This is a genomic window from Methylobacter sp. Wu1 (assembly GCF_036553575.1).
Taxonomy (GTDB): domain Bacteria; phylum Pseudomonadota; class Gammaproteobacteria; order Methylococcales; family Methylomonadaceae; genus Methylobacter.
In genome coordinates this window covers 55,223-66,929 of the sequence record NZ_JAZHOC010000054.1, presented here as the reverse complement: position 1 = coordinate 66,929, position 11,707 = coordinate 55,223, and the positions used below count along the sequence as shown (strand labels likewise).

The following is an 11,707-nucleotide window of genomic DNA, read 5'->3' as shown; positions in this document are numbered from 1 at the left end:
ATAATAGTTTCTTGGTTTTCTTTGTAGCACCCGTACTACTCATTGTCCTTTACATCACAGCAGCAACCAGCCTGTATTTAGTGAATCGATATTTTAAATCTCAATGGCTGGGGATTTTGCTTGGTAGTGCATTAATATTTATCGTGGGAATTGGCTCATTCTTAATCGAAGTTCAATCTGACTTGGATTATCCAACTGAAAAGCCCAAAAATATGACACTGTTTTTGAAATACTATGTCAGTGAAATGGTTGAACGATAATTAACCTGAGTTCGGTTTAAGCATTCTGTAAAAGAGGGAGTAGATCAGCCTCACGTAATTGAAGAGCCGGCTTTTTATCCTGATAGGAATAAACAACTAAACTCGCGATGATATTGGACACGTAATTGGCCAACGAGCGATGCCGCGAGTGCTCGAGATCGCCAATATTCTTGAGCTGATCATTGGTCGTTTCGTTGATGCTGCGCTTGCGCAACAGCAATTGATCAAAGGCATCGATGGCTTGAGCTTTCATGTTCTTTTTCAAGGTAGTCATCAGTTTAATGTCCTGGCTGACCAACAGCTCAGCTAATGGCTTCGAAATATAGCCTCGGTCGCCGAACAGCTTGCCGGTCAATGATTTTCGCCTTTTATTAAAGGCGTCTTAGGCGAACTCCAAGTCAATCTAGCCGCTAGATTCTTTCTCGATAAGAAGATCTACACGCTGTTCAAGAACGTGACTCTTCCAACCGAAGGCGGCACCACGCAGATCGACCATGTTATCGTCTCCAGATACGGTGTGTTGGTCATCGAAACTAAAAATATGAAAGGCTGGATATTTGGCAGTGCTCAGCAAAAAACCTGGATTCAGAAAATTTACCAGCATACGAACAAATTCCAGAACCCGTTGCATCAGAATTACAAACACACTGAGACATTACAGGCCGCTTTAGAGCTTGATCCTGACAAACTGTTTTCCCTGGTTGTTTTCGTCGGCGACAGCGATTTCAAAACGCCCATGCCGGACAATGTAGTGTATCTGGGTGGCTACGTCCGATTTATTAAAAGCAAAACACAACCGATCCTCAATGATAGTGAAGTTCAGGCTATTTGCCATAAGATTGCATCCGGTCAGCTAAAGGCATCGTTCAAAACTCATAGGGAACATGTGAAACACGTTAAGGCGATCGTTCAGGAAAAGCAGCGCCAGATTGATGAAAACGCCTGCCCCAAATGCGGCAAAGTCATGATACTGAGGACAGCCCGGAGCGGTGACAACCAGGGTAAACAGTTCTGGGGATGTTCAGGTTTTCCGAAGTGCAAAATGGTCAGGCAAATAATATAGACGCTGACTGGGCCTAATCGGTCACTTGTAGAGCTAATGGGTTCTGTCGCAAATATTTCAAAAGGTTAGACGCCCCTGTCTTCGGGCAAAATTATCCTGCTAAAGCCAGAAGCTGCTGATAAGCGGGAATGTTGTCTTTAGAGAGCAGCCCTTTTCGAATCACATGTGCAGTCTTGATCCCGCTGATGGTTGCCTCGGCAGAGTAAAACGCCTCAAAGCCCATCATGGGGTTCGTGATTTTCTTGATGAAACGGTGGTCCTGTTCAATTAAGTTATTCAGATATTTAACCTGGAGTATTTCAACAAAACTGATCAAACCGGCCAGCATCAGGAAGTTGATATTCTCCAGCCTGGCATAGTTGGCGCCGCTTTTATCCATCACCACTTTTTCAGGCAGTCCGTTGCTATTGATATTGATCGCTTGCTTGAAAAAGGCAGTGGCAGCCGCTTCACGATGCTCGGATAGCATGAAATCAATAGTATCTCCAAACTTATCGACAGCCCTATACAAGCAAACCCATTTGGCCTTTCACTTTAATATAACTCTCATCCATCTAGAGAATAACGTCTTTCGGATAGTGAGCGCCTTTAAAACGGATTTTAATGCCTGAATTCGGCAATTATCGCCCAGCCTGACAGATTTTGCGACAGAACCCAGAATTTTTCCTTGCAATACGAAGCGGACCATATATGACTATAGCTCAAACCTAAAACGTTTTGATTAGGGAGCGTTCTCAATTAAGCCGGATGACAGTCAATACGAGGCTGAGCATCGCCTGATAGTTTCTGGCGAGGCGCTCATAGCGTGTGGCAATGCGGCGAAAATGTTTCAATTTCTGAAAGCAGCGTTCAACCCAATTGCGTTCTTTATAAAGGTTCCGGTCAAGCTCTCTGAGCACTTTGCGGTTCTTTCTGGCAGGGATCACCGGCATCGCCTGGCTTTCTGCGATAGTGGACATAAACGCGTCTGAATCATAGCCCTTATCTGCCAGCACATAGCCGGCTTCAAAACCTGCCATCAATGCTTCAGCCTGCGTATATTCCGACGTTTGCCCCGCTGTGAGCAAGAAGCGCACCGGATTGCCCAGAGCATCAACCGCCGCATGGATCTTCGTGCTCAGGCCACCGCGTGACTTGCCCATCGCCTGTTCCGACTGCTGTTTTTTTGAGCTGCGCCATGCTGATGAACTCGGACAATGCTGCCGTCCACCATCAAGTATTCAAGGTCGGGATCACTGGCCACCGCTGCCAGGATGTTTGTCCAACTGCCTTTATGCGCCCAACGGTTGTAACGGACATAAATCCGATGCCAGTAACCAAAACGCTCAGGCAAATCCCGCCAGGGCGAGCCTGTCCTGGCAATCCATAACACCGCTTCGATAACTAAGCGGTTGTTGGATGCTGTCACACCACTATCACCGGCTTTGCCGGGCAACAGGTCTTTGATGCGCTCCCATTGATCATCGCGCAGTACCGTACGCTTCATCAGGTTCAGTTCAAAGGCCCGCTAAGATACACTAGCTGAGCATTCAATCAAATATGATTGAGAACGCCCCCTAGCTTGATTTAAATTTGGTCTAAAAAATTATTTTTTATGGGAACTCAATTCTTAAAAAAATGCCTAATATTTAATTTTCTTTCTTAAAGACACTCTTATAAAGCAAGAGTAACTTTAATGATGATAATTGTGAGATATCTTCGCCCACAATATTCTAATTGAGTGAAAAAGGATGTGGTCGATATTCTTAATTAAGGATTAGCTTTCCTAGTTGGAGCTAAGACAATGATTGAAGCACTCCTTGATGTCCTATCAGACATATTCAGTGGTACCGATGTTTCTGACGTAACAGAAACAGTCTCCGATGTTGATGTTTCTGACGTAGCGGAAGCAGCTTCCAATTCAGCAAATAGTACCCATGACTTACAGTTTGGTTCATATCCATCTGAAATTGACTCTTCTTATCATCCTTACGTAGATGCACAAAACAACGCATATATATCTCAGGATGATTATATTCACGGGAACAATAAGTACGTTCCAAAATAGTTAACTGATAATAGTTAACTGATAACAGAGCAGTAAATTACTCCGCTTTGCTTTTTATAGAGCGTAAGCTATGAAAACTTTATGGGATGAAATAGCGGATTTAGAAGGAAAGGCATCAAAAGGTGATGTCAAAGCTGGTATAGCAGCATTCTCAAGCTGCTTTCAGCGGGTAGTGTCACCTATTTGGTTTTAAAAGGAATAGCTATAGGACTCGTTGCTTTTGCGCCTTGGGCAATCCCATTTATTACACCAGCAGTTATGGTGCATATCAAGATGGCGCTCAATATCGTCAGGAACGATAAGAGCAACAAATTCAGCCTGCGTGGACAGCGCCAAAACGCCGGCTGGAACAATGACTATATGGCTCATCTACTTTTCAGATGCGCAAAAAATCAGTGTCAGTAGGAAATAGTTTTAATGCATAACCCCTGCTCTACAAGCTCTGCTGCTTTTTAATTACTGCAAAAAAGCTTGTTCAATTTCCGTATATTCAAATATCTACTTGTTCAATTTCCGTATATTCAAATATCTACCTGCTACTTCAGACCGATGCAGGAATAGGTGCATGGATCAAGCGCTCTAGTGCGATACCAATAGTGTGCTTATCAAAGAGACGAGATTTTCGTTCAGCTGCGCCAGCTGCTGGCCAGCGTTTCAAACCTTCACATATAGCCTCAACCGTAGGCGCGACATTTTCTCTACTGAGAAGCCAATCCACAGTAGCTAATAGCTCCATGCCAAACGGTGATTCAAAACCATCAATCAACGCAGCCGTGTACTCAAGCGCTGGCATATAAGCTTTGGCCTCGGTTTTCAAGTAAGTTTGTAAATAAGTCTTGCGTTCATCATCAAACCAGATCACATCGAGCGGATCAGTGTCACTGATCCGCTTATCACAATGCAAATAGCTGCCATCCAAGTTATTCAACAAGTGACTCAGCCGATTAGCATAAGGACCATATTTGTATGCCCTAAATTGCAGATTTAACGGATTATCTCCCGGCGAGAATTGCTCTATGGCTCGTTCCAAAAACCATGCTAGTTTTTGTATCTCCAGCAAACTACACTCCATTCCCAACACCCAGTATCGGCGTACCAATTCAGCAATCAACGCACGAGCAGGAGTCAGTTTTTCCACACCGGTGCGTTTGGCAACATTTTGGTACCTATTAGTAGGCTCAAACACCAGAATCTCGACATCAAGATCACCCAAGGCTCTCTCAATTTGCCCCCGCACAGCAGCCCATTCCAAGCCTCCATTGCCAGCACCCAAAGGAGGAATCGCAACCGATTTAATCTGCTGCTCAATAAGAAAACGCCGTAAATCTTGTAACCCCTCTATAATCCACTCCATCCGCGATGGCGCACGCCAATGCTGCTTAGTAGGAAAATTGATAATCCAGCGAGGGCCATCGCCTAACTCATGCACCTCGGTCACGAACATACTGCCGGTCTGAACCTGCTTAGCCTTGCAAGCTATTACATACAAATGGAAATTCTCAACAAAGCGTTCCTTAAACATCAACGCAATACCTTTCCCCATCACACCAACTGTGTTGACAGTATTGACCAGCGCTTCTACTGGTGCTTCCAGTAAATTGCCTTGTGTAAATGTAATCATTTAAAAATACCACTTAGTACGGGCATAAACTTTTAACGCTAAGCTACGAGCCTGAACCTGCTTGTCGATATCATGTTTTAATTGTTCTGTATAGCATACAATGCCAAGTATTCCATCAATTGGCAAGTGTTTAAATATTAAGGCTTCTGCTTGATAACGTTCCATTTTTCTTAGATCATCTGCGTCACGTTTAAAATCCCGGTGTTGCAAAATTTTCCAATCAATATTGCGTAAATGCGCTAAGTCACTGTAATAATTGGTCCAGTCCGGGTAAGCGTGAGCATTGGTAAACACAAATGACAAGCCGATAGAATGCGCATGATGTAAGCTGGAAACCAAGATTACAATTTCTTCATTGCGGCGTCGTACAACACCTCGGCCTGAATGAATATTCATCATCATGACCGAAAACGGTGTGAAATAGAACGGCACGTAATCGGCCAGCGTTCCGCCCGGCTCAATCGGCACCTTCCGATGACGACGTTTATCAATTAGATCGGGATTGCCAATATTGATATAGTTCGGCGACAAAATTTTGGAGTTTGCACAATGTAAGCCATTATCCAAAATCCATGACAAATTGTCACGATGGAGGATACGCCAAATCAGTGCTTTATCAGGATTGATATTCTTGTAAATCATGGCAAAAACATATGCTCGTCTATTCTAATCTTTACTTGGAGATTAAGACTCTTTACTTAAGAAGCCCTATCATCACAGAGAAATATTGAGAATTTTTTGAAGTCGTCACTGTTAATGATAAGCGCTTAGACTCCCCCCTTACACAGAGAGTTGTGATAGTCTGTCCTATTTCATCGATTGATTGCAGCAAATCCTTCGGAATAATGTATTCGCTCAATGCTCCCAATATTTAAGGGATAGTACTGTCTAATTTTCGAATACATTTCCAGTAGGACTGGTCGGACGAAACAAGTCGGATAACATTTGTTTTCTTGATGGATCATCGATCCATAGATTTCAATTGATGTAAAAGTTAGCCCGAGAGTTAGCCCGAAATAAGATTTTTTATATTTTTTAAATCTTAGGCTTCCGTAAGTCATTGATTCAATTGGTCGGGGCGAGAGGATTTGAACCTCCGACCCCTTGCACCCCATGCAAGTGCGCTACCAAGCTGCGCTACGCCCCGACGTATTGAATATTAGAAAGTGTTTGAGAAAGGATTGCGAACGCAACCCCTAGCTATGCGGCAAATTATACTACATTTGCCGCACTAAATCTATTTAAGTAATTCCAAAATATCTTCGAGTTCGCCAATCAACTGATGAATCAACTGCTTGGTGCGGGTTGAGTCCTCTTTGGCGTCGTCACTGGATAGATGAGCTCTGGCGCCGCCGATCGTGTAGCCTTGCTCGTATAAAAGAGATCTGATTTGCCGGATCATCAGCACATCGTGGCGCTGGTAGTAGCGACGATTGCCGCGCCTTTTAACCGGGCTGAGTTCAGCGAATTCCTGCTCCCAGTAGCGGAGCACATGCGGCTTTACGCCGCATAATTCGCTGACTTCACCTATAGTGAAATACCGTTTTGCCGGTATGGGCGGCAGTTCGTTGTTATTACTCGGCTCCAGCATATGCTTCCACTCGGGCTTTTAGTTTTTGACCTGACCTGAATGTTACCACACGCCGAGCGGTTATGGGAATCTCTTCACCTGTTTTTGGATTTCTGCCAGGACGGCTGTTTTTATCGCGGAGTTCGAATTTTCCAAAACCGGAAATTTTTACCTGCTCACCGTTTTCCAAAGAGCCTTTGATTTCTTCAAAAAACAATTCGACCATTTCTTTTGCTTCACGCTTGTTTAAGCCAAGCTCGTCAAACAGCCTTTCGGCAAAATCTGCTTTAGTTAATGCCATTAAATCAATCTCTCAGCTTTGCACTTATTTTATTCATTACTGTGTCTAACACTCTGTTAAATATAGCATCTATCTCAGAGTCTGTTAGCGTTTGTGAATAATCTTGTATGGTTAAACTTAAAGCCACACTTTTGTATCCTTCTTCCACGCCTTTGCCGCGGTATACATCGAAAATCACTATGTCCTGCAAGGTCTGTTCTGCACAGCCTTTAACAGCATTGATGATGTCGTCGGCCGAGATTTCTTCCTTGACTATCAAGGCTAAGTCGCGGCGCACCGATGGATATTTCGACAACGGCTTGAAGACAGGAATATGCTTATTTAACAATAAGTTCTGATCCAATTCAAACAAAAAAACTTGGCTATCGAAACCCAACTGTTTTTCCAAGGTCGGATGCAGCATGCCTAGCCAGCCTATTCTTTCGCCTGCCGGATTCAGGATTTCAGCCGTCTGTCCGGGATGCAGCGCCGCATGCTTTGCCGGTGCAAATTGCACTTCACAGCCGGTCAATGCAAACATGGCCTGGACATCGGCTTTCACATCGAAGAAATCGACTTTCCGGCTTTTCTCGCCCCACTGCTCGGCATAGACGCTTCCCAAAGCCAGGCCCGCCAGCATTTTCTGCTGCCGGGTTTCTCCGCCTTCATTAATAAAGCGCAGGCCGGTTTCAAACAAACGCACCCGATTCTGCTGGCGATTGGTATTGTGCAATGCCGCATTCAACAGGCCACACCATAATGTGGTGCGCATGACCGCTAATTCCGAGGAAATCGGATTTTTTAAACTGATGAATATGTCATCCGGCGCCACCGCCTTTTGAATGTCTTCATCAACAAAACTATAGGTAATGGCTTCCTGATAGCCTCTATCGACCAGCAGGTCTTTGACGCGATCAATGTCCAGCACGGCTTCTGTCGCCTTGCTTAATTCGGAGCGCATTAACAGACTGCTTCTCGGCAGGTTGTTATAGCCATAGATACGCGCTAATTCTTCGATTAAGTCCGCTTCGATAGCGATGTCAAAACGAAAGCCCGGCGGCGTAATTTGCCAGCCATCAGCCTGAGCTTCCACTGACATGCCCAGGCGCTGAAAAATCGCCACGATTTCTTCATCAGCCAGCGCGATACCCAGTATTTTTTCTATGCGTTGACGTCTGAGCAGAACAGCCGGACGTTTCACTAATGCCGATTCGGCTTTTGCTTCGGTAACAGGTCCGGCGCTGCCGCCTGCGATTTCAACGATCAATTGTGTGGCGCGCTCAATAGCCCTTTCCTGCAGGGTAGGATCGACGCCGCGCTCAAAACGGTGCGATGAATCGGTATGGAGGCCGAATCGGCGCGCTTTGCCGGCAATGCTTCGCGGCGCAAAAAATGCGCACTCCAGGAATACGTTCTGCGTTTCATCGCTGACGGCTGACTCGCTGCCGCCCATGACGCCGGCAAGCGCCAGCGCCTGCTGGTCATCGGCGATGACCAAGGCTTCAGGATCAAGCGTGATAACCTGACCGTTCAATAAAGAAAGTTGCTCGTCCGCTTTACCCCAGCGCACGTTGATAGCACCGTTCAGCTTGTCGGCATCGAAAGCATGCAAGGGCTGACCCAGCTCGATCAGTACGTAGTTGGTGACATCGACCAAGGGCCCCAAACTTCTCAAACCGGAACGGCGCAGGCGTTCCTGCATCCACAGCGGGGTTTCCGCTTTGGCGTTTACGCCTTTGATCAATCGCCCCAGATAGCGCGGGCAGGCATCTTCCGCCTCGACCTTTACTGCTAATGATTCCTGATGACTGACCGCAACTTTCTCGACCTGCGTCGGCGACCAATTCATGCGGTTTAAAACCGCCACTTCACGCGCGATGCCTTCCACGCTCAGGCAGTCCGCTCTGTTAGGCGTCAGGTCGACTTCAATAATGGTGTCATTCAGTGACAGGTATTCGCGAATATCGGTGCCTATCGGGGCGTCAGCCGCCAATTCCATGAGACCGCTGGCATCGGCCGCCAAGCCCAGTTCTTTTTCCGAGCAGAGCATGCCGAACGATTCCACACCGCGCAGTTTGGACTTTTTGATTTTGAAATCGCCCGGCAGTACGGCGCCGATCAATGCAGCCGGTATTTTGAGCCCTACGCGCACATTGCTGGCGCCGCAGACAATCTGCAAAGGCTCGGCTTCGCCGACAGCGACTTTACACACTCTAAGCCGATCGGCATCAGGATGCTGTTCCATTTCCAGCACTTCACCGATGACGACGCCGCTGAATACGGCTGCCGCAGGCGTTACGGAATCGACTTCAAGGCCTGCCATAGTCAATTGCTCGACCAGTTCTTCTGTGTTTATGGCCGGATTGACGTAGTCTCTTAACCAGGCTTCACTAATTTGCATGATTCAAGCTTTCCCGTAACTGCAACTTATCTGAATTGTTCTAAAAATTTAAGATCATTTTCAAAAAATAATCTCAAATCGTTGATGCCGTATCGCATCATAGCCAGACGTTCCACGCCCATGCCGAATGCGAAACCGGAGAATTGTTCGTGATCGATATTCACTGATTTGAAGACTTCGGGATGGATCATTCCGCAGCCGCCTACTTCCAGCCAGCCGGTGTTCTTGCAGACACGACAGCCTTGACCGTCGCACATCACGCATGAAACGTCGAATTCTGCCGAAGGTTCGGTGAACGGAAAATAAGACGGACGGAAACGGGCCTGGACGTCTTTTTCGAAAAACGCCTGTAAAAACTCGTAAATCACGCCTTTTAAATCGCCGAAGCTGACGTCGGTATCGACAAGAAAGCCCTCTACCTGATGAAACATGGGCGAATGGGTGAGATCCGAATCGCAGCGGTATACCCTTCCTGGCGCGATGACCTTGAGCGGCGGTTGCTCGGATTCCATAACCCGGATCTGCACCGGCGAAGTATGCGTCCGCAAAACCGTATGCGCATCAAAATAAAACGTATCGTGCATGGCCCGCGCCGGGTGATGCTCGGGAATGTTCAGGGCACTGAAATTATGGTAATCGTCTTCAATTTCCGGCCCTTCGACCACTTTAAAGCCGACACCGGCAAAAATTTTGGAAATTCTTCTCAGCGTGGTCGTCACCGGATGCAGCCCGGCAACAAATTGCCCGCGTCCCGGCAGGGTGACATCGACGCGCTCGCTGGACAGCCTTGCTTCCAGCGCAGCATGCTCCAGGGTATTTTTTCTGGCTTCCAGCTGTTCCTGAAATTGATCCCTGGCTTCGTTGATGATCTGTCCGACGGAACGGCGCTGTTCAGGATCAAGTCTGCCAAGTTCTTTCATCTGCAGGGTAAATAAACCCTTTTTGCCGAGATACTGGACACGGACTTGATCGAGTTGATTAAGATCTTGTGCTTCCGCAAGCTGTTGTAATGCCTGCGCGAGAATTTCTTCTAGAGTGGCCGACACTGCTCAACTCGCTTATTTAAGTAGATGGGGAGGATAATCCAAAAGGATTTTTTAATCTGGGAAGGATAAAACCTTCACTCCCCCCCTCCCCGACCGGAGAGGGGGGAATAATCAGATTACTCAGTAAGAGTAATCGTCTTTTTATTTCAAAGCGGGCTTTGATTTGCTTTAGCGATTTTCGCTATTTCGGCAAAAGCTTCCATATCACGTACAGCGATGTCTGCCAAAACCTTGCGGTCTATCGCTACATTCGCTTTAGTCAAACCATTGATCAAGCGACTGTAAGACGTGCCGCACATTCTGGCTGCCGCATTGATACGGACGATCCACAACGCACGGAATTGGCGTTTTTTCTGTTTGCGGTCGCGGTAAGCATATTGACCTGCTTTGATTACCGCTTGCTTGGCAACGCGATAAACGCGACTACGTGCACCGTAGTAACCTTTCGCTTGCTTTAAAACTTTTTTGTGTCTTGCTCTGGCTGTTACGCCGCGTTTTACTCTAGGCATTATTCCGCTCCTTTATTAGCTGTAAGGCATCATGCGTTTTGCCATGCGCACATCTGATGGATGAATACTTGCCGGCCTGCGTAACTGTCTTTTTCTTTTAGTGGTTTTTTTAGTCAGGATATGACGTTTAAATGATTGACCACATTTGAAACCGCCGTTGCCTGTGCGTTTGAAACGCTTGGCTGCGCCACGGTTGGTTTTTATTTTTGGCATTTGTTTGCTCCGATAATTATAAATACAAGATCCCTGAGAAAATAACCCAGCAAGGCAAAATGCATGGCCCTGAAGAATTATGCGCGCCATTTTTCATGACGCCTTCGGCAGCACATCCTGTGCTGCCTGATAACTTTAAAAATAGTGGAAAAGGCGGCGGTTTATTTTTTCTTCTTCGGCGCCATAACCATGACCATCTGACGGCCTTCCATCTTGGGAAACTGCTCGACAGTGGCTATCTCTTCCAAATCTTTTTCTATTCGCTTCAACAAATCCATGCCGATTTCACGATGGGCCATTTCGCGTCCGCGGTAGCGTACGGTAATTTTCGTTTTGTCGCCATCGTTCAGAAATTTAGTTAGGCTTCTGAGCTTAACCTGATAATCCCCTTCATCAGTTCCGGGTCTGAATTTAATTTCTTTAACCTGGATCTGTTTTTGCTTTTTCTTGGCAATGGCCAGTTTTTTATTTTGCTCAAACTGGTATTTACCATAGTTCATTATCTTACAAACGGGAGGATCCGCGTTTGGCGATATTTCCACTAAATCCAAGTCCGCAGCATAAGCAATCTGTTTGGCTTCGTCTAACGAGATAATGCCTAATGCTTCTCCATCTACACCTGTTACCCTTACTCGTCTGGCTGTAATGGCATCGTTCAGGCGTATTTCATCTTTTTTAGCAGCGATATCTTAATCCT

Annotated in this window: 14 protein-coding genes, 1 tRNA gene and 1 pseudogene; 3 read left to right on the top strand and 13 right to left on the bottom strand. The window is 46.2% G+C overall.

The annotated features are described in order from the left end of the window. Positions 1–260 (top strand): hypothetical protein (locus V2P20_RS10400; RefSeq protein ID WP_331818123.1); only part of this gene is annotated, 260 nt, incomplete at its 5' end. A gap of 16 nt (positions 261–276) precedes the next feature. On the opposite strand, the gene V2P20_RS10395 is transcribed toward V2P20_RS10400, so the two are convergent. Then, positions 277–615: a transposase gene (locus V2P20_RS10395; protein WP_331818122.1), complete on the bottom strand. Its 339-nt coding sequence runs from the start codon at positions 613–615 to the stop codon at positions 277–279. 15 nt (positions 616–630) lie between these two features. Between V2P20_RS10395 and V2P20_RS10390 the strand changes: the two genes are divergently transcribed. Continuing rightward, entirely contained in the window at positions 631–1,323 is a 693-nt protein-coding gene (locus tag V2P20_RS10390) for an NERD domain-containing protein (RefSeq protein ID WP_331818126.1), read from the top strand. Between the two features lie 91 nt (positions 1,324–1,414). Here V2P20_RS10390 and V2P20_RS10385 read toward each other — a convergent pair. Both V2P20_RS10385 and V2P20_RS10380 read right to left on the bottom strand, forming a co-directional pair. Then, positions 1,415–1,877: pseudogene (locus tag V2P20_RS10385) on the bottom strand (DDE-type integrase/transposase/recombinase). A gap of 180 nt (positions 1,878–2,057) precedes the next feature. Further along, positions 2,058–2,809 (bottom strand): IS5 family transposase gene (locus V2P20_RS10380; RefSeq protein WP_331818121.1). Its coding sequence is split into 2 segments (ribosomal slippage): positions 2,058–2,494 and positions 2,494–2,809, totalling 753 coding nucleotides; the frame shifts between segments, so codons are not numbered across the junction. Between the two features lie 297 nt (positions 2,810–3,106). Between V2P20_RS10380 and V2P20_RS10375 the strand changes: the two genes are divergently transcribed. After that, a complete protein-coding gene (locus tag V2P20_RS10375) occupies positions 3,107–3,370 on the top strand; it encodes a hypothetical protein (protein ID WP_331818120.1) in 264 nt (87 codons plus the stop codon). Between the two features lie 541 nt (positions 3,371–3,911). Here V2P20_RS10375 and V2P20_RS10370 read toward each other — a convergent pair. The 10 genes from V2P20_RS10370 to infC all read right to left on the bottom strand — a co-directional run bounded on the left by V2P20_RS10370 (position 3,912) and on the right by infC (position 11,696). Beyond that, positions 3,912–4,991, bottom strand: coding sequence for a macro domain-containing protein (locus V2P20_RS10370; RefSeq protein ID WP_331818119.1), 1,080 nt, complete (start codon positions 4,989–4,991; stop codon positions 3,912–3,914). After that, the gene (locus V2P20_RS10365) at positions 4,992–5,633 is read right to left on the bottom strand and encodes a DUF4433 domain-containing protein (RefSeq protein WP_331818118.1); all 642 of its coding nucleotides are present in this window, start codon (positions 5,631–5,633) and stop codon (positions 4,992–4,994) included. A 428-nt stretch (positions 5,634–6,061) separates the two neighbouring features. After that, positions 6,062–6,138, bottom strand: a tRNA-Pro gene (locus tag V2P20_RS10360). A 90-nt stretch (positions 6,139–6,228) separates the two neighbouring features. Then, a complete protein-coding gene (locus tag V2P20_RS10355; RefSeq protein WP_020157695.1) occupies positions 6,229–6,582 on the bottom strand; it encodes a MerR family transcriptional regulator in 354 nt (117 codons plus the stop codon). Then, a complete protein-coding gene (gene ihfA, locus V2P20_RS10350) occupies positions 6,566–6,862 on the bottom strand; it encodes an integration host factor subunit alpha (protein WP_020157696.1) in 297 nt (98 codons plus the stop codon). The genes V2P20_RS10355 and ihfA overlap by 17 nt, the downstream gene beginning before the upstream one ends. Before the next feature lie 4 nt (positions 6,863–6,866). Next, positions 6,867–9,242 carry a phenylalanine--tRNA ligase subunit beta gene (gene pheT, locus V2P20_RS10345; RefSeq protein WP_331818117.1) on the bottom strand — a complete coding sequence of 792 codons (2,376 nt, stop codon included), beginning with the start codon at positions 9,240–9,242 and terminating at the stop codon, positions 6,867–6,869. A gap of 26 nt (positions 9,243–9,268) precedes the next feature. Further along, the gene (pheS, locus tag V2P20_RS10340; RefSeq protein ID WP_331818116.1) at positions 9,269–10,288 is read right to left on the bottom strand and encodes a phenylalanine--tRNA ligase subunit alpha; all 1,020 of its coding nucleotides are present in this window, start codon (positions 10,286–10,288) and stop codon (positions 9,269–9,271) included. A gap of 146 nt (positions 10,289–10,434) precedes the next feature. Then, positions 10,435–10,797 (bottom strand): 50S ribosomal protein L20, encoded by a 363-nt coding sequence (rplT, locus tag V2P20_RS10335; protein WP_194971872.1) that lies wholly within the window; start codon positions 10,795–10,797, stop codon positions 10,435–10,437. A gap of 15 nt (positions 10,798–10,812) precedes the next feature. Next, positions 10,813–11,010, bottom strand: a complete 198-nt coding sequence (rpmI, locus tag V2P20_RS10330) for a 50S ribosomal protein L35 (RefSeq protein WP_268120784.1) — start codon at positions 11,008–11,010, stop codon at positions 10,813–10,815. Positions 11,011–11,171: 161 nt separating this feature from the next. Continuing rightward, the gene (gene infC / locus V2P20_RS10325) at positions 11,172–11,696 is read right to left on the bottom strand and encodes a translation initiation factor IF-3 (protein ID WP_331818125.1); all 525 of its coding nucleotides are present in this window, start codon (positions 11,694–11,696) and stop codon (positions 11,172–11,174) included. Positions 11,697–11,707: the final 11 nt, after the last annotated feature.

What these genes read in the sequence shown, in the direction of transcription:
- V2P20_RS10365 (WP_331818118.1), bottom strand. Translation starts at nt 5,633, where the DNA reads ATGATTTACAAGAATATCAATCCTGATAAAGCACTGATTTGGCGTATC.
- ihfA (WP_020157696.1), bottom strand. Translation starts at nt 6,862, where the DNA reads ATGGCATTAACTAAAGCAGATTTTGCCGAAAGGCTGTTTGACGAGCTT.
- rplT (WP_194971872.1), bottom strand. Translation starts at nt 10,797, where the DNA reads ATGCCTAGAGTAAAACGCGGCGTAACAGCCAGAGCAAGACACAAAAAA.
- V2P20_RS10370 (WP_331818119.1), bottom strand. Translation starts at nt 4,991, where the DNA reads ATGATTACATTTACACAAGGCAATTTACTGGAAGCACCAGTAGAAGCG.
- pheT (WP_331818117.1), bottom strand. Translation starts at nt 9,242, where the DNA reads ATGCAAATTAGTGAAGCCTGGTTAAGAGACTACGTCAATCCGGCCATA.
- rpmI (WP_268120784.1), bottom strand. Translation starts at nt 11,010, where the DNA reads ATGCCAAAAATAAAAACCAACCGTGGCGCAGCCAAGCGTTTCAAACGC.
- V2P20_RS10375 (WP_331818120.1), top strand. Translation starts at nt 3,107, where the DNA reads ATGATTGAAGCACTCCTTGATGTCCTATCAGACATATTCAGTGGTACC.
- V2P20_RS10355 (WP_020157695.1), bottom strand. Translation starts at nt 6,582, where the DNA reads ATGCTGGAGCCGAGTAATAACAACGAACTGCCGCCCATACCGGCAAAA.